This window comes from Streptomyces sp. BBFR25 (assembly GCF_044590125.1).
Classification (GTDB): Bacteria; Actinomycetota; Actinomycetes; order Streptomycetales; family Streptomycetaceae; genus Streptomyces; species Streptomyces canus_D.
Genome location: NZ_CP172447.1, coordinates 5,153,887 through 5,170,970, shown reverse-complemented (window position 1 = coordinate 5,170,970; position 17,084 = coordinate 5,153,887). Strand labels below are relative to the sequence as shown.

The 17,084-nt window shown below is 71.7% G+C and carries 21 protein-coding genes and 1 pseudogene; 13 read left to right on the top strand and 9 right to left on the bottom strand.

Annotated elements, in window-relative coordinates:
* The first annotated feature begins 111 nt into the window (after positions 1–111).
* From ACGH52_RS23755 to ACGH52_RS23735, 5 genes are all read left to right on the top strand, one after another.
* Positions 112–663 (top strand): 2-oxo-4-hydroxy-4-carboxy-5-ureidoimidazoline decarboxylase, encoded by a 552-nt coding sequence (locus tag ACGH52_RS23755; protein WP_399942147.1) that lies wholly within the window; start codon positions 112–114, stop codon positions 661–663.
* A 181-nt stretch (positions 664–844) separates the two neighbouring features.
* Positions 845–1,225, top strand: a complete 381-nt coding sequence (sdhC, locus tag ACGH52_RS23750; protein ID WP_003974113.1) for a succinate dehydrogenase, cytochrome b556 subunit — start codon at positions 845–847, stop codon at positions 1,223–1,225.
* A 5-nt stretch (positions 1,226–1,230) separates the two neighbouring features.
* Positions 1,231–1,713, top strand: coding sequence for a succinate dehydrogenase hydrophobic membrane anchor subunit (locus ACGH52_RS23745; RefSeq protein WP_030145603.1), 483 nt, complete (start codon positions 1,231–1,233; stop codon positions 1,711–1,713).
* 19 nt (positions 1,714–1,732) lie between these two features.
* Positions 1,733–3,487 carry a succinate dehydrogenase flavoprotein subunit gene (gene sdhA, locus ACGH52_RS23740; RefSeq protein ID WP_076975938.1) on the top strand — a complete coding sequence of 585 codons (1,755 nt, stop codon included), beginning with the start codon at positions 1,733–1,735 and terminating at the stop codon, positions 3,485–3,487.
* A complete protein-coding gene (locus tag ACGH52_RS23735) occupies positions 3,487–4,260 on the top strand; it encodes a succinate dehydrogenase iron-sulfur subunit (protein WP_059302467.1) in 774 nt (257 codons plus the stop codon). The genes sdhA and ACGH52_RS23735 overlap by 1 nt, the downstream gene beginning before the upstream one ends.
* 61 nt (positions 4,261–4,321) lie before the next feature.
* Here the strand turns inward: ACGH52_RS23735 and ACGH52_RS23730 are convergent, their stop codons facing one another.
* Positions 4,322–4,594: a hypothetical protein gene (locus tag ACGH52_RS23730; protein WP_399947061.1), complete on the bottom strand. Its 273-nt coding sequence runs from the start codon at positions 4,592–4,594 to the stop codon at positions 4,322–4,324.
* Here ACGH52_RS23730 and ACGH52_RS23725 point away from each other — a divergent pair.
* From ACGH52_RS23725 to ACGH52_RS23705, 5 genes and pseudogenes are all read left to right on the top strand, one after another.
* A pseudogene (locus ACGH52_RS23725) lies at positions 4,475–4,982 on the top strand (Uma2 family endonuclease). The gene ACGH52_RS23730 and the pseudogene ACGH52_RS23725 sit on opposite strands and share 120 nt — an antisense overlap.
* 41 nt (positions 4,983–5,023) lie before the next feature.
* Positions 5,024–5,434: a VOC family protein gene (locus tag ACGH52_RS23720; RefSeq protein WP_003974118.1), complete on the top strand. Its 411-nt coding sequence runs from the start codon at positions 5,024–5,026 to the stop codon at positions 5,432–5,434.
* Between the two features lie 85 nt (positions 5,435–5,519).
* Positions 5,520–5,927 (top strand): hypothetical protein, encoded by a 408-nt coding sequence (locus ACGH52_RS23715; RefSeq protein WP_003974119.1) that lies wholly within the window; start codon positions 5,520–5,522, stop codon positions 5,925–5,927.
* 4 nt (positions 5,928–5,931) lie between these two features.
* Positions 5,932–6,420 (top strand): thiol-disulfide oxidoreductase DCC family protein, encoded by a 489-nt coding sequence (locus ACGH52_RS23710; RefSeq protein WP_059302465.1) that lies wholly within the window; start codon positions 5,932–5,934, stop codon positions 6,418–6,420.
* An 11-nt stretch (positions 6,421–6,431) separates the two neighbouring features.
* A complete protein-coding gene (locus ACGH52_RS23705; RefSeq protein WP_059302464.1) occupies positions 6,432–7,202 on the top strand; it encodes a TetR/AcrR family transcriptional regulator in 771 nt (256 codons plus the stop codon).
* On the opposite strand, the gene ACGH52_RS23700 is transcribed toward ACGH52_RS23705, so the two are convergent.
* Together ACGH52_RS23700 and ACGH52_RS23695 are read right to left on the bottom strand one after the other, a co-directional pair.
* Positions 7,193–8,503, bottom strand: a complete 1,311-nt coding sequence (locus ACGH52_RS23700; RefSeq protein ID WP_210978010.1) for a metallophosphoesterase — start codon at positions 8,501–8,503, stop codon at positions 7,193–7,195. The genes ACGH52_RS23705 and ACGH52_RS23700 overlap by 10 nt on opposite strands.
* A gap of 54 nt (positions 8,504–8,557) precedes the next feature.
* The gene (locus ACGH52_RS23695) at positions 8,558–8,797 is read right to left on the bottom strand and encodes an SCO4848 family membrane protein (protein ID WP_052839750.1); all 240 of its coding nucleotides are present in this window, start codon (positions 8,795–8,797) and stop codon (positions 8,558–8,560) included.
* A 91-nt stretch (positions 8,798–8,888) separates the two neighbouring features.
* Here ACGH52_RS23695 and ACGH52_RS23690 point away from each other — a divergent pair, with 91 nt between their 5' ends.
* On the top strand, positions 8,889–10,163 hold the full coding sequence (locus ACGH52_RS23690) for a D-alanyl-D-alanine carboxypeptidase family protein (protein ID WP_399942139.1): 1,275 nt from the start codon (positions 8,889–8,891) through the stop codon (positions 10,161–10,163).
* On the opposite strand, the gene ACGH52_RS23685 is transcribed toward ACGH52_RS23690, so the two are convergent.
* From ACGH52_RS23685 to ACGH52_RS23670, 4 genes are read right to left on the bottom strand one after another with little or no spacing between them, the layout of a single operon-like run.
* On the bottom strand, positions 10,111–11,043 hold the full coding sequence (locus ACGH52_RS23685; protein ID WP_399942137.1) for a YihY/virulence factor BrkB family protein: 933 nt from the start codon (positions 11,041–11,043) through the stop codon (positions 10,111–10,113). The two genes, ACGH52_RS23690 and ACGH52_RS23685, sit on opposite strands and share 53 nt — an antisense overlap.
* Positions 11,031–11,501 carry a GtrA family protein gene (locus ACGH52_RS23680; RefSeq protein ID WP_076975934.1) on the bottom strand — a complete coding sequence of 157 codons (471 nt, stop codon included), beginning with the start codon at positions 11,499–11,501 and terminating at the stop codon, positions 11,031–11,033. The genes ACGH52_RS23685 and ACGH52_RS23680 overlap by 13 nt, the downstream gene beginning before the upstream one ends.
* On the bottom strand, positions 11,495–12,448 hold the full coding sequence (locus ACGH52_RS23675; RefSeq protein WP_076975933.1) for a decaprenyl-phosphate phosphoribosyltransferase: 954 nt from the start codon (positions 12,446–12,448) through the stop codon (positions 11,495–11,497). Before ACGH52_RS23675 ends, ACGH52_RS23680 begins: the two co-directional genes overlap by 7 nt.
* Entirely contained in the window at positions 12,441–12,950 is a 510-nt protein-coding gene (locus ACGH52_RS23670) for a phosphatase PAP2 family protein (RefSeq protein WP_059302458.1), read from the bottom strand. The genes ACGH52_RS23675 and ACGH52_RS23670 overlap by 8 nt, the downstream gene beginning before the upstream one ends.
* 133 nt (positions 12,951–13,083) lie before the next feature.
* Here ACGH52_RS23670 and ACGH52_RS23665 point away from each other — a divergent pair, with 133 nt between their 5' ends.
* The gene (locus ACGH52_RS23665) at positions 13,084–14,490 is read left to right on the top strand and encodes an FAD-binding oxidoreductase (RefSeq protein WP_076975931.1); all 1,407 of its coding nucleotides are present in this window, start codon (positions 13,084–13,086) and stop codon (positions 14,488–14,490) included.
* Positions 14,491–14,524: 34 nt separating this feature from the next.
* Positions 14,525–15,280 (top strand): decaprenylphospho-beta-D-erythro-pentofuranosid-2-ulose 2-reductase, encoded by a 756-nt coding sequence (locus ACGH52_RS23660; RefSeq protein ID WP_121701318.1) that lies wholly within the window; start codon positions 14,525–14,527, stop codon positions 15,278–15,280.
* Positions 15,281–15,287: 7 nt separating this feature from the next.
* Here ACGH52_RS23660 and ACGH52_RS23655 read toward each other — a convergent pair whose 3' ends face one another.
* Positions 15,288–15,866, bottom strand: a complete 579-nt coding sequence (locus tag ACGH52_RS23655) for a 2'-5' RNA ligase family protein (RefSeq protein WP_076975929.1) — start codon at positions 15,864–15,866, stop codon at positions 15,288–15,290.
* 188 nt (positions 15,867–16,054) lie between these two features.
* Positions 16,055–17,077, bottom strand: a complete 1,023-nt coding sequence (gene trpS, locus ACGH52_RS23650; RefSeq protein ID WP_193777501.1) for a tryptophan--tRNA ligase — start codon at positions 17,075–17,077, stop codon at positions 16,055–16,057.
* Between the last annotated feature and the right edge of the window lie 7 nt (positions 17,078–17,084).

The following is a 17,084-nucleotide window of genomic DNA, read 5'->3' as shown; positions in this document are numbered from 1 at the left end:
CCACATCTTTCGCACAATCCCCTGCCGACACACACGTGAAGCCCACAAGGACCCACGCTGCCTGCGCACCGTCTCCCCGACCTCCCCCGCCGAGTGGCCATACCGGTACCGGTGCAAACACGCGCCACACCGGCAACGGCCGCCCCGCTGGAGCGCTTCAACGCGGCGTCCGCCGAAGAGGCCGCCGAGACCCTCCTCACCTGCCTGAACAGCCGCGCCTGGGCGCACCGCCTCACCGCCCACCGCCCCTACCCGGACCTCCCCGCCCTCCTGGCGGCGGCGGACGAGGCGGCCTACGACCTCTCCCCGGACGACCTGACCGAGGCCCTGGCGGCGGAGACGCTGCCCGCCCTCCCCGAGGACACGTACGCGGCAGCCCACACCGCCCTGAACGCGGCCCACGCGGCCTACGAGTCCCGCTTCGGACACGTGTTCGTCATCTCCTTGGACGACTTGAGTGCCGACGAGGCCCTGGACCACGTACTGGCGGCCATCCGGTCACGCTTGGCCAACGATCAGGACGAGGAACGCCTGGTGGCGTCCGAGGAACTGCGCCGCTTGGCACGGGGGCGAGTACGCCGACTTCTAGGGGCGCGGGGAACTGCGCGACCGGCCACGGACGGCCCGCACCCGGCAAACCACCCCAAACCCCCACCCCAGTAGCTGCCCCCGCAGCACCCCCACTGCTCCTTTGAGTGCAAGTTTGATCACAACGGCAGGCCCCCCGTAAGCGCCGCAGGCAACCGTCGCTACCATGCTGGGGGCCGGTGGACCGTACCCGGCCGGGCCCGACCGACAAGGAAAGCCGGCGCGGCCCCAATCCCCGCTCCCGGAGGAAATTTCCGTGCCGGCTGGAACGCTGTACCGCGGCCGGGAAGGAATGTGGTCCTGGGTGGCTCATCGAGTCACCGGCGTCCTCATCTTCTTCTTCCTGTTCGTTCACGTGCTGGACACCGCTCTCGTGCGGGTGTCCCCCGAGGCCTACGACACCGTCGTGGCCACGTACAAGACGCCGATCGTCGCGCTGCTGGAGTACGGCCTCGTCGCCGCCATCCTCTTCCACGCGCTCAACGGCCTGCGTGTCATCGCCGTCGACTTCTGGGTCAAGGGCGCCCGCTACCAGAAGCAGATGCTCTGGACCGTCGTCGCCCTGTGGGTCGTGCTGATGCTCGGGGCGATCTACCCCGTCCTCGGCCACGCCGCTCGTGAACTGTTCGGGAGCTGACGCCAATGTCCACGACTGAATCCCCCGCTTCCGGGATCGGCCCCGTCGAGGGCGCCTCCCTCTACACGGTCGACAACCCGGCGCCGCTCATCGAGGCGCCCCGCGCCCGTACGAAGAAGACCCCGAAGTCCACCCGGGGCAACTTCGAGATGGCCGCCTGGCTCTTCATGCGCCTGTCCGGCGTGGTGCTGGTCGTCCTGGTCCTCGGCCACCTGCTGATCCAGCTGGTGCTCGACGGCGGCGTCTCCAAGATCGGCTTCGCCTTCGTGGCGGGCCGCTGGGCCTCGCCGTTCTGGCAGGTCTGGGACCTCCTGATGCTCTGGCTCGCGATGCTGCACGGCGCGAACGGCCTGCGCACGGTCATCAACGACTACGCGGAGCGCCCCAACACCCGCCTGTGGCTCAAGGGCCTGCTCTACACCGCCACGGTGTTCACCATCCTGCTGGGCACGCTGGTGATCTTCACCTTCGACCCGAACATCCGCTAGGCACGGGGCTGCGAAAATCATGAAGGTACACAAGTACGACACCGTCATCGTCGGCGCCGGTGGCGCCGGCATGCGCGCGGCCATCGAGTCGACCAAGCGCAGCCGCACCGCCGTGCTGACGAAGCTCTACCCGACCCGCTCCCACACGGGCGCCGCGCAGGGCGGCATGGCCGCCGCGCTGGCCAACGTGGAGGAGGACAACTGGGAGTGGCACACCTTCGACACGGTCAAGGGCGGTGACTACCTGGTCGACCAGGACGCCGCCGAGATCCTGGCGAAGGAGGCCATCGACTCGGTCCTCGACCTGGAGAAGATGGGCCTGCCGTTCAACCGGACGCCCGACGGGACGATCGACCAGCGCCGCTTCGGCGGCCACAGCCGCAACCACGGCGAGGCCCCGGTCCGCCGCTCGTGCTACGCGGCCGACCGCACCGGTCACATGATCCTCCAGACGCTCTATCAGAACTGCGTGAAGGAGGGCGTGGAGTTCTTCAACGAGTTCTACGTCCTGGACCAGCTGATCACCGAGGTCGACGGCGTCAAGAAGTCGGCCGGTGTGGTGGCCTACGAGCTGGCGACCGGCGAGATCCACGTCTTCCAGGCGAAGTCCGTGATCTACGCCTCCGGCGGCACCGGCAAGTTCTTCAAGGTGACCTCCAACGCGCACACGCTCACCGGCGACGGCCAGGCGGCCGTGTACCGGCGCGGGCTGCCGCTGGAGGACATGGAGTTCTTCCAGTTCCACCCGACCGGCATCTGGCGCATGGGCATCCTGCTGACGGAGGGCGCCCGCGGTGAGGGCGGCATCCTCCGCAACAAGGACGGCGAGCGCTTCATGGAGAAGTACGCGCCGGTCATGAAGGACCTGGCGTCCCGTGACGTCGTGTCCCGGTCCATCTACACGGAGATCCGCGAGGGCCGCGGCTGCGGTCCCGAGGGCGACCACGTCTACCTGGACCTCACCCACCTCCCGCCGGAGCAGCTGGACGCCAAGCTGCCCGACATCACGGAGTTCGCGCGGACCTACCTCGGCATCGAGCCCTACACGGACCCGATCCCGATCCAGCCGACCGCGCACTACGCCATGGGCGGCATCCCGACCAACGTCGAGGGTGAGGTCCTCGCGGACAACACCACCGTCGTCCCGGGCCTGTACGCGGCCGGCGAGGTGGCCTGCGTGTCGGTGCACGGCGCCAACCGCCTGGGCACCAACTCGCTGCTCGACATCAACGTTTTCGGCCGCCGCGCGGGCATCGCCGCCGCGGAGTACGCGCAGAAGGCCGACTTCGTCGAGCTGCCGGAGGCCCCCGAGTCCCAGGTCGTCGAGCAGATCGAGCGGCTGCGCTCGTCCACCGGCACCGAGCGGGTGGCGGTCATCCGCCGCGAGCTGCAGGAGTGCATGGACGCCAACGTCATGGTGTTCCGCACCGAGCAGACGATCAAGACGGCCGTCGAGAAGATCGCCGAGCTGCGCGCCCGCTACAAGAACGTGGCGATCCAGGACAAGGGCCGGCGCTTCAACACCGACCTGCTGGAGGCCGTCGAGCTGGGCAACCTGCTCGACCTGGCCGAGGTGATGGCCGTGTCCGCGCTCGCCCGCAAGGAGTCGCGCGGCGGTCACTACCGCGAGGACTTCCCCAACCGCGACGACGTCAACTTCATGCGCCACACCATGGCGTACCGCGAGGTGGGCGACGACGGCGCCGAGTCCATCCGGCTCGACTACAAGCCGGTCGTCCAGACCCGCTACCAGCCGATGGAGCGTAAGTACTGATGGCTACCCCTGTCATGGAGAAGAGCGACAAGGCCCCCGAGCCCGGCTTCGCCGACTCCCCGTACATCACGGTCACCTTCCGCGTCCGGCGGTTCAACCCGGAGGTCGCGGCCGAGGCGACCTGGGAAGACTTCCAGCTGGAGATCGACCCGAAGGAGCGCGTCCTCGACGCGCTGCACAAGATCAAGTGGGACCTGGACGGAAGCCTGACCTTCCGCCGCTCCTGCGCGCACGGCATCTGCGGCTCGGACGCCATGCGGATCAACGGCAAGAACCGCCTCGCCTGCAAGACGCTGATCAAGGACCTGAGCCCCGAGAAGCCGATCACGGTCGAGGCCATCAAGGGCCTGACGGTCCTCAAGGACCTGGTCGTCGACATGGAGCCGTTCTTCCAGGCGTACCGGGACGTGATGCCCTTCCTGATCACGAAGGACACCAACGAGCCGACGCGTGAGCGCCTGCAGTCCGCCGAGGACCGCGAGCGCTTCGACGACACGACCAAGTGCATCCTGTGCGCCGCCTGCACGTCCTCGTGCCCGGTGTTCTGGAACGACGGCCAGTACTTCGGCCCGGCCGCGATCGTCAACGCCCACCGCTTCATCTTCGACTCGCGCGACGAGGCCGGCGAGCAGCGGCTGGAGATCCTGAACGACCGCGACGGCGTGTGGCGCTGCCGTACGACCTTCAACTGCACGGACGCCTGCCCGCGCGGTATCGAGGTCACCAAGGCCATCGCGGAGGTGAAGCGAGCGCTGATCACGCGCCGCTTCTGACTCCGTCGGTGTGCGCCGGTTGACGGCTGTGAGGGCCCCGTTTCCTGTGGAGACGGGGCCCTCACACGATGGAGTGCGAGCGTCCTCTCAAGGGGCTGCGGTGCGGACCCCACGGCACGATGGACCGAAGTCCACGTGTCAGGAAGGGTTGATGGTGCTCACCGCGATCGCCGACGAAATCATGGAACGCCATCCGGGTTATCGGGTCGAGATCATTCGCGGCCAGCTTCTCATCAGCCCCTTGCGGGACGCTCACCACGGCTGCACCTTGACCACACTCACGATCAAGCTCGCGAAGGCCGGGCTGCACGACGACATCGTCAACGTCCTGCAAGGCGTCGGTCTGTGGCTCCCCCTCGAAGCCGAGGACTCTGTCCGTCGTGGACGCCGACATCGAGCAGCACCACGTCCGAAACCACACCTACGCTCCATCCAGTTTCAGGCTGGTCCTGGAAGTGACCTCCGAGAACTGGAAGTACGACCTCGAGACCAAGGTCGCCGCCTACGCCGAGGCCAAGGTGCCGATCTACCTGATCGTCAACCGCAGGCACAACCGCCTCCACGTGCTCACCGACCCGACCGGCGCCGACTACTCCACCCACCGCGTCCACTCCCCCGGTGAGACCGTCACCCTGCCCGACTCGCTCGGCGCCGAGGTCACCCTGGACGTCGCCGAGGTTCTTGCCGCCGGACGGACGAAGAGCGCGCCCGACGAGGGCTGACAATCAGCCGATCCGGGCGATGACCGTCCTAGCCTGACGCCATGTCAGATGACGAGTCGTACGAACTGCTCGGGTTCGACAACGTGCTGCTGCCCGTCGGGGACCTCGCCGAGGCCGTCGGGTTCTACGAGCGGGCCGGTTTCCCGGTCGCCTACCGGCTCGACGAGGCCGGGATCGCGCTGCTGAAGGTGGGCGTCGAGACGCCCGGGCTGCTGCTGCGCGCGGAGGAGGAGTTCGGGCGCCAGCCTCCGATGTGGCCCTCCGCGCGGGTGTGGCTGGAGGTCACCGACGCCCGCGCGGCCGCCCGGGAGCTGCGCGAGGCCGGGGTGCCGCCGCTCGACGAGCCGTTCCCCGTGGCCACCGGCTGGACCGTCGAGTTCGCCGACCCGTGGGGCAACGTCATCGGCCTCACGGACTACTCCAAGCGCCCGGAGCTGGGCCGCCGCCCCTGAGCGGAACTCTCGCTTGAACGTGTTCAAAAACAGGTCTACAGTCAGTCCTGTCAGCGTTTTGAACGCGTTCAAGAAGGGGTGGGGCATGGACCGCACCGTCATCGCCTACGTCATCTACCTGGCCGTCAGCATCGGTCTGACCGTCTGGGTGGCCCGCACGCTCAGCCGCAACGGACGGGTCTTCCTCTCCGACGTCCTGCACGGCAACGAGAAGCTCGCGGACGCCGTCAACCACCTCCTCGTGGTCGGCTTCTACCTCGTCAACCTCGGCTTCGTCGCCCTCTACCTGAGCGACGACGAGACCATCACCAACGCCCGGGGCATCTTCGAGGCGCTGTCGACCAAGCTCGGCGTGGTGCTGCTGGTGCTCGGCGTGATGCACCTGGGCAACGTGTACGTGCTCAACAAGATCCGGCGGCGCGGCCTGATGGAGCGCGAGCAGGTGCCCCCGGTCCCGCCGCAGGGCTGGGTGGCCCCGACGGCCGGGGCCTGAGCCGATGGCTCCCGCTCCCGGGACGACGGCCGGCGCCCCCGTGCGCCGGCTCACCGTCCTCTACGACGCCGAGTGCTCCCTGTGCACCCACGTACGGGACTGGCTGCTGCGTCAGCCCCGGCTGGTGCCGCTGGAACTGGTCCCGGCCGCCTCGGACGAGGCGCGCAGCCGCTTCCCCGGGCTCGACCACGGGGCCACCCTCGACGAGGTCACCGTCGTGGGCGACGCCGGACAGGTCTACCGCGGCGCCGCCGCCTGGGTGGTCGTCCTGTGGGCGCTGCGCGGGTACCGCAGGCTCGCCCACCGGCTCAGCACGCCCAAGGGCGCCGTGCTGGCCCGCGGGGCCGTCCTGGCCGCCGCCAAGTGGCGCGCCGGGCAGCGGCAGTGGGGCGGCAACGGGTACCGCCGCGCCGACGGCTGGGTGTACGAACCGGGCCTCGGGTGGATCTACGCCGGGCCGGGCTGTGCCGACGGCGCCTGCGCCACTGGATAGGCTCTGGACCCGTGCCTGCGACCAACGACGGCCCCGACGACGGCGCCCACCTCAGCAAGTCCGAGCAGACCCGCGCGCTGATCCTGGAGACGGCCATGCGGCTGTTCCAGGAACGCGGTTACGACCGGACCACGATGCGGGCCATCGCCCAGGAGGCCGGGGTCTCCGTCGGCAACGCGTACTACTACTTCGCCGGCAAGGAACATCTGATCCAGGGCTTCTACGACCGGATCGCCGCCGAGCACCAGGCGGCGGTCCGCGAGGTCCTGGCCAGGGAGACCGACCTGGAGGCCCGGCTGGCGGGTGTGCTGAAGGTCTGGCTGGACATCGCCACGCCGTACCACGAGTTCGCCGTGCAGTTCTTCAAGAACGCCGCCGACCCGGACAGCCCGCTCAGCCCCTTCTCCCCGGAGTCGGAACACGCGCGCGTGGAGGCCATCAGCATCCACCGCGCGGTGCTCGCCGGCGCGAAGACCAAGGTGCCCGAGGAGCTGCGGGACATCCTGCCGGAGCTGATGTGGCTCTCGCAGATGGGCCTCGTCCTGTACTGGATCTTCGACCGCACCGAGGGCCGCGAGCGCAGCTACCGCCTCGCCGAGCGTGGCGCCCGGCTCACCGCGCGCGGCGTCGTGCTGGCCCGCTTCCGGGTGCTGCGTCCGCTGGTGCGCGAGGTGCACGAGCTGTTCACGGACTTCCTGCCGGGGATGACGAAGGTCATGCCCGACCCGGCCGCCCGCAGGGCCGCCCGCGAGACCGACGAACGGCCTGACGGTCAGGCCTGACGGGACGCCAGCTCGATCACCGTGATGTCCGAGGGCGCCCCCACCCGCGTGGGCGGGCCCCAGGCGCCCGCGCCGCGGCTGACGTACAGCTGGGTGTCGCCGTAGCGGTCCAGGCCCGCCAGCGTCGGGTTGGCGGCGCCCGCGATGAGGTTGCCGGGCCAGAGCTGGCCGCCGTGGGTGTGGCCGGAGAGCTGGAGGTCGACGCCGTGGTCGACGGCGTCGTGGATCTGCACCGGCTGGTGGGCGAGGAGCACGCAGGCGCGGGAGCGGTCCCGGTCGCCGAGGGCCTTGGCGTAGTCGGGGCCCTGGCCCTCGTCCTCGCCCGCCACGTCGTTGACGCCGGCCAGGTCGAAGTGGGGCAGCTCGGTGCGGGCGTTCTCCAGCGGGAGCAGCCCGAGCCTCCGTACCTCGGCGACCCACTGCTCGGCGCCGGAGAAGTACTCGTGGTTGCCGGTGACGAAGTACGCGCCGTGCCGGGCCCTGAGCTGCGAGAGCGGGGCGGCGGCCGGGCCGAGGTCCTTCACGCTGCCGTCCACCAGGTCGCCGACGACGGCGATCAGGTCGGGCTGCGTGGAGTTGATCGTGTCGACGACCGTCTGCGCGAAGCCCCGGCCGAGGACCGGGCCCAGGTGGATGTCGCTGACCACGGCGATGCGGAACCCGTGCGCCGCGCGCGGGAGCTTGGCCAGCGGCACGGTGACCCGCTTCACCTTCGGGCCGCTCAGCACGCCGTACGTGCCGTATCCGACCGTCCCGACGGCCGCCGCGGCGGCGGCACCGGCGACGACGCGGGAGACGAACAGGCGGCGGGAGGGGAGGGCGAGGGGGCTCGTGGACGCGCCCCCGGGGGCGGGGACCGGCGGCTCGGGTGCCTCGGGCGTGCCGGGCGCCTGAGGCGGGGCCGTTCCGGCCGGTATGCGCGCGGTGTCCGCGGCCGGGGAGACGGACGGCTCGGCGCCTTCCGTGGGCCGCGCGGCCGCCCGGCGCTCCAGGAACATCCGCAGCAGCGGCCGGACGACCTCGCCCGCGAGCACCGCGAGCAGCAGGTAGATCGACAGGGCCAGCCACAGGAAGCCCGGCCAGGCGAGGACCCGCTGGAGCCAGAACGGGGCGCCCGCGCGTTCGGCGACCAGCGCCCCGACCGCCAGCAGCCAGCCCCCGGCGATCACCGCCGCGCCGATCCGGCGCACCGGGCCCGCGGCGCGGGTGGTGTCGCGGAACAGGCGTCGCCACAGGTACCAGTTGGCCGTCACCAGGACGCCCACCATCACCAACGCGACCAGCACGAAGACGACCGCCATGCCGTCGTATCCCCTCGGTTGGGACGCCCAGGGCGTCCGTGACGTCCTCGTCGCCTATGACGTTCGGCGCAGTGCGCGCACCCCGCGCAACCCGATGGCCCCGACGACCGTCCCCAATACGAAGGACACGATCGCGAGCAGCAGGTGCACCCAGAAGTACGCCGTGGGCTCGCCGTCCTCGAAGGCGAGCCCGCTGCCGTCCTTGACCAGGTTTTTGACGAAAGTGATCCAGATGATCCAGCTCCACACCCCGAAAGCGAGCAGGAACCAGGAGACGGGGCGGCTGAGCTTCATGGTTTCAGTATCGCCGCACGCTGTCCGGAACCGTGCGCGGGGTGGGGAAGGGGGTGGGAGCGGCGCGGTCGCGAAGGGTACGTTTTCGCTCGTGCCCGCTCCCAAGAAGGCCCTCAGGCGATCCCTGACGGTCACCTCCGCCGCCCTGACCGCTCTCGCCCTCCTCTCCCCCGCCGCGCTCGCCGCACCGAGCCCGTCGGCGAGTCCGTCGGCCACGCCCCCCGCGTCGATGTCGACGGTGGGCGGCGCGCGGCTCGGGAAGCCCGGGACGCAGGTGGACCTGGCGGGCGGGGCGCCGGTGCTGCCGAAGGACGTCACCGCCCGGTCGTGGATCGTCGCGGACGCCGAGTCGGGCGACGTGCTGGCCGCGCACAACGCGCACTGGCGGCTGGCCCCGGCGAGCACCCTGAAGATGCTGTTCGCGGACACGCTGCTGCCGAAGTGGCCGAAGACGACGAAGCGCACGGTCGAGGTCTCCGACCTCGCGGGCGTCGGCGCCGGGTCCAGCCTGGTCGGCATCAAGGAAAAGGAGACCTACACCGTCCACGACCTGTGGCTCGGGGTCTTCCTGCGCTCCGGCAACGACGCGGTGCACGTGCTGTCGGCGATGAACGACGGCGTCGACAAGACCGTCGCGGACATGAACGCGCACGCCGACGAACTCCAGGCCCTCGACACCACCGTGGTCAGCCCCGACGGCTACGACATGCCCGGGCAGGTCTCCTCCGCGTACGACCTGACGCTCTTCGCCCGTTCGGGGCTCCAGAAGAAGGACTTCCGCGAGTACGCCTCGACGGTCCGCGCGAAGTTCCCCGGCGAGACCACGAAGAACAAGAAGGGCAAGACCTCCCGCGGGACCTTCGAGATCCAGAACACCAACCGGCTGCTGGCGGGCGACTCCGACTTGGGCGTCTACCCGGGCATCGCGGGCGTGAAGAACGGCAACACCACCAACGCCGGCGCCACCTTCACGGGCGTCGCCGAGCGCGGCGGCCGGGTGCTGCTCGTCACCGTGATGAACCCGGCGAAGGACGAGCACAACGAGGTCTACAAGGAGACCGCCCGCCTGTTCGACTGGGGCTTCCAGGCGGCCGGCAAGGTGCGGCCGGTGGGCGAGCTGGTGGGTCCGCGGAGCGCCGCGCAGGCGAGCCCCTCGGCCGGGGCCTCCGGCGAGGCCGGCGGCACCGGGAAGGGCGCCGCGGGCACCAAGCCGGTGGCGGGCGCCCAGACCGGGGGCGGCGCCGGCGGGGTCGGGATCGCGGCCGGCATCACCGCGGGGGTGCTGGTGCTGCTCGCGGGCGGCGCGTTCCTGGTCAACCGGAGGTGGCCGCTGCCGGACCTGGTGCGTCGCCGGACCCGTCCGTGACGTCCGCGTCGCCCGACTCCCCCAGCTCCTGCGCCTTGCTGCCCGTCGCCGTCCAGGCGGCGCAGAACAGCACCAGTTTCGTGGTGAAGTTGATCCACAGCAGCAGGGCGACGGGGACGCCGAAGGCGCCGTACATGCTCTTCGCCGCGACGCCCTGGATGTAGCCGCTGAGCAGCAGCTTCAGCAGCTCGAAGCCGACGGCGCCGATCAGCGCGGCCACCACCAGGCGGCGGCGCTCGGGCTGGACGCCGGGCAGCAGGGTCAGCACGTACAGCAGCAGGAGGAAGTCGGCGAGCACGGCGACGGCGAAGGCGGCGACGTAGAGCAGGACGCCGCCGACACCGCCCTCGGCGAGGCCGATCGTGCGGATGATCCAGCCGACCAGCGCCGAGGCGACGGTGGAGATGCCGACGGTGATCAGCAGCGCGCCGCCGAGGCCGACCAGGACGCCCGCGTCCTTGGCCCGGTGCAGGACCGGGTTCTCCTCCTCGTCGGGCAGCTCCCAGACGGCGCGCAGACAGCCCCGGGTGGCCTCGATCCAGCCCATGCCGGTGAACAGCAGCAGGAGGGCGGAGATCACACCGACGGTGCCGGCGTTGTCGACGAGGCCCTGGATGTTCAGCTGGTCGGAGATGCCGGGGATCTGCTCGGCGAGCTTGTCCTGGAGCTTGTCCTGCTGCTCCTTGTTCAGCGTGGCGGCGGCGACGGCGGCGGCCAGGCTCAGCAGCGGGAAGAGCGCGACGAAGCTGGTGAAGGTCATGGCGGCGGCCAGCCGGTACCACTTCACCCGGTCGAGACGCTCGTAGGAGCGCCAGGCGTGCGTGGTCATCAGGCGCGCGATCCACGGTCCCACGACGGGGAGCTTCTTCAGCCAGTCCATGATCCGACCCTGCCCCCGCTCGTCCCGTTCCATGATCCCGTCCGGTCGGCCGATCCGCTGCCGGACCGGAAGACCAGCGTTCTTGTGCCCCAGAACCGCAGGATCGTGCCCAGGAACATGCCGATTCCCGCGCCGGAGACGGTGTCGGCGCGCTGCGAGGTGAGGCCGAGGCCGTAGTGGCTGACGGCCAGGCAGAGCAGTTGTACGGCGGCGCCGGCGGCGTTCACGGCGAGGAACACGGCGCAGGGGCGCAGCCCGCGGGTGCGGGTGTGCCGGTAGGTGCCCAGCGCGTTGCCCGCGTAGGCGACCGCGCATCCGGCGACGAAGGAGAGGGTCTTGGCGGTGAGCGGACCGAGGCCGGCCGGGCCGCGCAGGCAGGTGAAGAGGCCGAGGTCGACGGCGTAGGCGAGCAGTCCGACACAGGCGAAGCCCAGCAGTTCGCGCCGGTCGGCTACCAATTGGCCACCGCCAGGCCGTACATCGCGAGCCAGACCACGCCGATCAGCGCGAGGGGGCGGTCGCGCAGGACGACGTCCTCGGGTTCGCCCGCGGTGCCGCGGTCGGCGAAGACGGCGTAGCGCAGCACGGCGAGGACGAAGGCGACCATGGAGAGCTGGCGCCAGGGCAGCACGCTGGTGTGCGGGACGCCGCCCTCCTCCATGGCCCACAGGCAGTAGCCGAGGACGGCGACACCGGCGGCGAGCTGCCAGACGAAGCGGAGGTAGCCGGTGGTGTACTCGGTGAGCAGCGCGCGCGTGGCGCCCTCCTTGCCCGCCATCTGGACGGCTTCGGAGTAGCGCTTGGCGGCGACCATGAACAGGGCGCCGAATCCGGTCGTGATGAGGAACCAGCGGGACAGGGGGATGCCGAGCGCGAGTCCGCCGATCATCGCGCGCATCAGGAAGCCGGTGGTGACGACGGCGAGGTCGACGACCAGGACGTGCTTGAGGCTGACGCAGTACGCCAGTTGCATGGCGAGGTAGGCGGTCAGCAGGGCCGCGACGGCCGGGGGGCACAGCCAGGCGGCGAGGACGGGCGCGAGGACGCCCAGGACGCCGCCGACGGCGTAGGCGAGCGGCACCGGGACCTGTCCGGCGGCGACCGGGCGGTGCCGTTTGACGGGGTGGGCGCGGTCGGCCTCGGCGTCCCGGGCGTCGTTGACCAGGTAGACGGCGGCGGCGCAGGCGGTGAACAGGACGAAGACCAGGGCGAGCCGGCCCAGCGCGTGCGCGGAGAACAGCTCGCCCGCGGCGGCCGGGGCGGCGACGACCAGGACGTTCTTGACCCACTGGCGGGGGCGCGCGGTGCGCAGCAGCCCGGCCGGGACGTGTCTCGCCCGGCGCGGCGGGGCGGGCTCCGGCGGCTGCTCGGGGGCGCGTTGGCGCAGGACGGCCGTGTCAGTCACGGGTGCCTCCGCGCATCCAGCCGGTGCCGAGCCGGGCCGTGAGCGCGCCCAGGGCGGCGCCCGCCGCGACGTCGGAGGGGTAGTGGACGCCGACGACCAGCCGGGAGGCGCACACGGCGGCGGCGAGCGGCCAGGCGGCCCGCACCCCGAGCGCCCCGAAGACGACGGCGGCCGCGGTGGCCGAGGTGGCGTGGGAGCTGGGGAAGGAGTGCCGGCCCGCGGTGCGGACCAGGGGGACGACGTGCGCGGGGCGGGGGCGGCGCACGACCCGCTTCACCCCCATGCTGACGACGTGGGCGCCCGCGGTGAGCGCGGTGCCGCGCAGCCAGGCCGTGCGCCGGGGCGCGTCCACGGCCGCCGCGGTGAGGCCCGCCGCGAGCCACAGTGCCCCGTGCTCCCCCGCCCAGGACAGGGCGCGCGCGGCGCCGGCCACGCGCGGGTCGGTTCCGCAGGCCCTGAGCGCGCTGACGATCCGGTGGTCCATGTCGTCGAGGTCGTCCATGTGGACTCACTGTCCACGCCCGCGGCGCGCGAAGGCGGGCACACCGGAGCGACATACCATTAATCACCCGTTTCAGGGATGGCTTGAATGTTTTGGAACTAATCATTCGCATAGGGGCGATACGGTCACCGCCATGTCTGCCGACACCGTTCCCGACACCGACCGGGACCCCGGCGCCCACCGCCCCGCCGCCGACTGGGGCACCGTCACCGGCTGGGGCCGTACGGCGCCCACCGGGGCGCTCGTCGTCCGTCCGCGGACGTACGAGGAGGCGGCCGTCGCGGTCCGGGACTGCGGGGTCCGCGGCGCCGTGGCGCGGGGCCTGGGGCGGGCCTACGGGGACGCGGCGCAGAACGCGGGGGGTGCCGTGCTCGACATGACGGCCCTGGACCGCGTGCACGCCGTCGACGCCGCCGGGGGCACCGTGCTGTGCGACGCGGGTGTCTCCCTGCACCGGCTGATGGAGGTGCTGCTGCCGCTGGGCTGGTTCGTGCCGGTGACGCCCGGCACCCGGTACGTGACGGTCGGCGGGGCGATCGGCGCGGACATCCACGGCAAGAACCACCACGTGTCGGGGTCCTTCACGCGGCACGTGCTCTCCCTGGAGCTGCTCACCGCCGACGGCCGGGTGCGCACCGTCACCCCGGGCACGCCCCTGTTCGAGGCGACCGCGGGCGGCATGGGTCTGACCGGGGTGATCCTCACCGCGACGCTGCGGCTCCAGCCGGTCGAGACGGCGCTGATGTCGGTCGACACCGAGCGGGCCGGCGACCTGGACGACCTGATGGCCCGGCTGACCGCCACCGACCACCGCTACCGCTACTCGGTCGCCTGGATCGACCTCCTCGCGCGCGGCCGGGCGACCGGCCGCGCGGTGCTCACCCGCGGCGACCACGCCCCGCTGGACGCGCTGCCCGCCCGCTCCCGCGCGCGGCGCGCGCCGCTGGCCTTCCGCACCTCCCGCCTGCCGGCCGCCCCCGACCTGGTGCCGGACGGGCTGCTCGGCCGGACGGCGGTGGGCCTGTTCAACGAGGTCTGGTACCGCAAGGCCCCCCGGTGCAGCCGGGGCCGCCTCCAGCGGATCTCCACCTTCTTCCACCCGCTGGACGGCGTCCCGCACTGGAACCGGGTCTACGGCCGGGGCGGCTTCGTGCAGTACCAGTTCGTCGTCGGGCACGGCCGGGAGGAGGCCCTGCGCCGGATCGTGCACCGCATCTCCGCCCGCCGCTGCCCGTCCTTCCTGGCGGTCCTCAAGCGCTTCGGCGAGGCCGACCCGGGCTGGCTGTCCTTCCCCGTCCCGGGCTGGACCCTCGCCCTGGACATCCCGGCGGGCCTGCCGGGGCTCGGCGCGTTCCTGGACGAGCTGGACGCGGAGGTCGCGGACGCGGGCGGCCGGGTCTACCTCGCCAAGGACTCCCGGCTGCGCCCGGAACTGCTCGCCGCGATGTACCCCCGTCTGGACGACTTCCGCGCCCTGCGCGCGGAGCTGGACCCGCGCGGGGTGTTCGTGTCCGACCTGGCCCGCCGCCTCGCCCTGTGATGCCCCTGCCCCCACAACCTGTCTGGAGCCAGCCGTGAAGGACGCCTTCGGCCTCCCCCAGTCCCTCCTCGTCCTCGGCGGTACGTCCGAGATCGCGCTGGCCACCGCGCGCCGTCTGGTGGCCCGCCGCACCCGCACGGTGTGGCTGGCCGGACGTCCCTCGCCCGCCCTGGACACGGCCGCCGAGCAGCTGCGCGGCCTCGGCGCCGAGGTGCGCACGGTCGCCTTCGACGCGCTGGACCCCGAGTCCCACGAGGCGGCGCTCGGCAAGGTGTTCGCCGAGGGCGACATCGACCTGGTGCTGCTGGCCTTCGGCATCCTGGGTGACCAGGCGCACGACGAGCGCGAGCCGCTGAACGCCGTACGGGTCGCGCAGACCAACTACACCGGCGCGGTCTCGGCCGGGCTGGTCGCCGCCCGTTCGCTCCAGGCGCAGGGGCACGGCTCGCTGGTGGTGCTCTCCTCCGTGGCCGGTGAGCGGGCCCGCCGCGCCAACTTCATCTACGGCTCCAGCAAGGCGGGCCTGGACGCCTTCGCGCAGGGCCTGGGCGACGCGCTGCACGGCACGGGCGTGCACGTCATGGTGGTGCGCCCCGGGTTCGTGCGGTCGCGGATGACCGAGGGGATGGAGGAGGCGCCGTTCGCCACGACGCCTGAGGCGGTCGCCGCGGCGATCGAGCTGGGGCTGCGGCGGCGCTCGGAGACGGTGTGGGTGCCGGGCGCGCTGCGGGTGGTGATGTCGGCGCTGCGGCACCTGCCGCGGACGGTGTTCCGGCGGCTGCCGGTGTGAGGCGCGGCTACCGGGTGGGCAGCGAGCCGGTCTCCACGCGGCCGGCCTGCGGGGGCACGGTGGCGCTGCCGAAGGGGAACTCGCGCAGCTTGCGCCAGACCGCGTCGGCGCCCTGCTCGTACAGCGCGAAGCCGGTGCAGGGCCACTGGGCCTCGTAGTCGGACAGCTCCTCGTAGGCGCGGTCCATCGCCGCCTCCTCGATGCCGTGCGCCACGGTGACGTGCGGGTGGTACGGGAACTGCAGTTCGCGCGGGACCGGGCCGGACGCGTCGCGCACCCGCTTCTGCAGCCAGGAGCAGGCCGCCGCGCCCTCGACCACCTGGACGTAGACGACGGGCGAGAGCGGGCGGAAGGTCCCGGTGCCGGACAGCCGCATCGGGAAGGGCCGGCCGCGCGAGGCCACCTCCGCCAGGTGCGCCTCGATCGCGGGCAGGGCGCCGCCGTCGACCTCGGTCGGCGGCAGCAGGGTGACGTGCGTGGGGATGCCGTGAGCGGCGGCGTCGCCGAAGCCCGCGCGCAGCTGCTGGAGCTTGCTGCCGTGAGGCTCCGGGACCGCGATCGACACGCCGATCGTTACGGTCCCCACTTCGTCTCCTGTCGTCACGTGTCGCTCTTGTGTGCCGTGGTGCCGGACACCCGGATATCGACTGTACGGCCACCGCCGTGCCCTGGGCAGGCGCAACCGGAGTGATGTGCAGCGCTACGGCGGCGTGCCGGGGCGCACGGACGGTCCCGGGGTACCGCGGGCGGCGGTCCCCCGGGCCGTGGGGCGGGTCAGTGCTTGGCGGGGAGGAAGCCCACCCTGTCGTACGCCCGGGCGAGGGTCTCGGCGGCGACGCTCCTGGCCTTCTCCGCACCCTTGGCGAGGATCGCGTCGAGCGTCTCCGGGTCGTCCAGGTACTGCCGGGTGCGCTCCCGGAAGGGGGTGACGAACTCCACGACGACGTCGGCGAGGTCCGTCTTCAGCGCGCCGTAGCCCTTGCCCTCGTACTTCCGCTCCAGCTCGGCGATCTCGGCGCCGGTGAGGGTGGAGTAGATCGTCAGCAGGTTGCTGACGCCGGGCTTGTGCTCGCGGTCGAAGCGGATCACGGTGTCGGTGTCCGTGACCGCGCTCTTCACCTTCTTCGCCGTGGCCTTCGGCTCGTCCAGGAGGTTGATCAGGCCCTTCGGGTTGGCCGCCGACTTGCTCATCTTGGCGGTCGGGTCCTGCAGGTCGTAGATCTTCGCCGTCTCCTTGAGGATGTACGCGGCGGGAACGGTGAAGGCCTCGCCGAAGCGGCCGTTGAAGCGCTCGGCCAGGTCGCGGGTGAGCTCGATGTGCTGGCGCTGGTCCTCGCCGACGGGGACCTCGTCGGCCTGGTAGAGCAGGATGTCGGCGACCTGGAGGACCGGGTAGGTGAACAGGCCGACGGAGGCGCGGTCGGCACCCTGCTTGGCGGACTTGTCCTTGAACTGGGTCATGCGGCTCGCCTCGCCGAAGCCGGTGAGGCAGTTCATGACCCAGGCGAGCTGGGCGTGCTCGGGGACGTGGCTCTGGACGAAGAGCGTGCAGCGGTCCGGGTCGAGTCCGGCGGCCAGCAGCTGGGCTACGGCGAGCCGGGTGTTGGCGCGCAGCTCCTTCGGGTCCTGCGGGACCGTGATCGCGTGCAGGTCGACGACCATGTAGAACGCGTCGTGGGACTCCTGGAGGGCCACCCACTGGCGGACGGCGCCCAGGTAGTTGCCGAGGTGGAACGAGCCTGCGGTGGGCTGGATCCCGGAGAGCACACGAGGTCGGTCATTCGCCATGCCCACCATTCTCTCA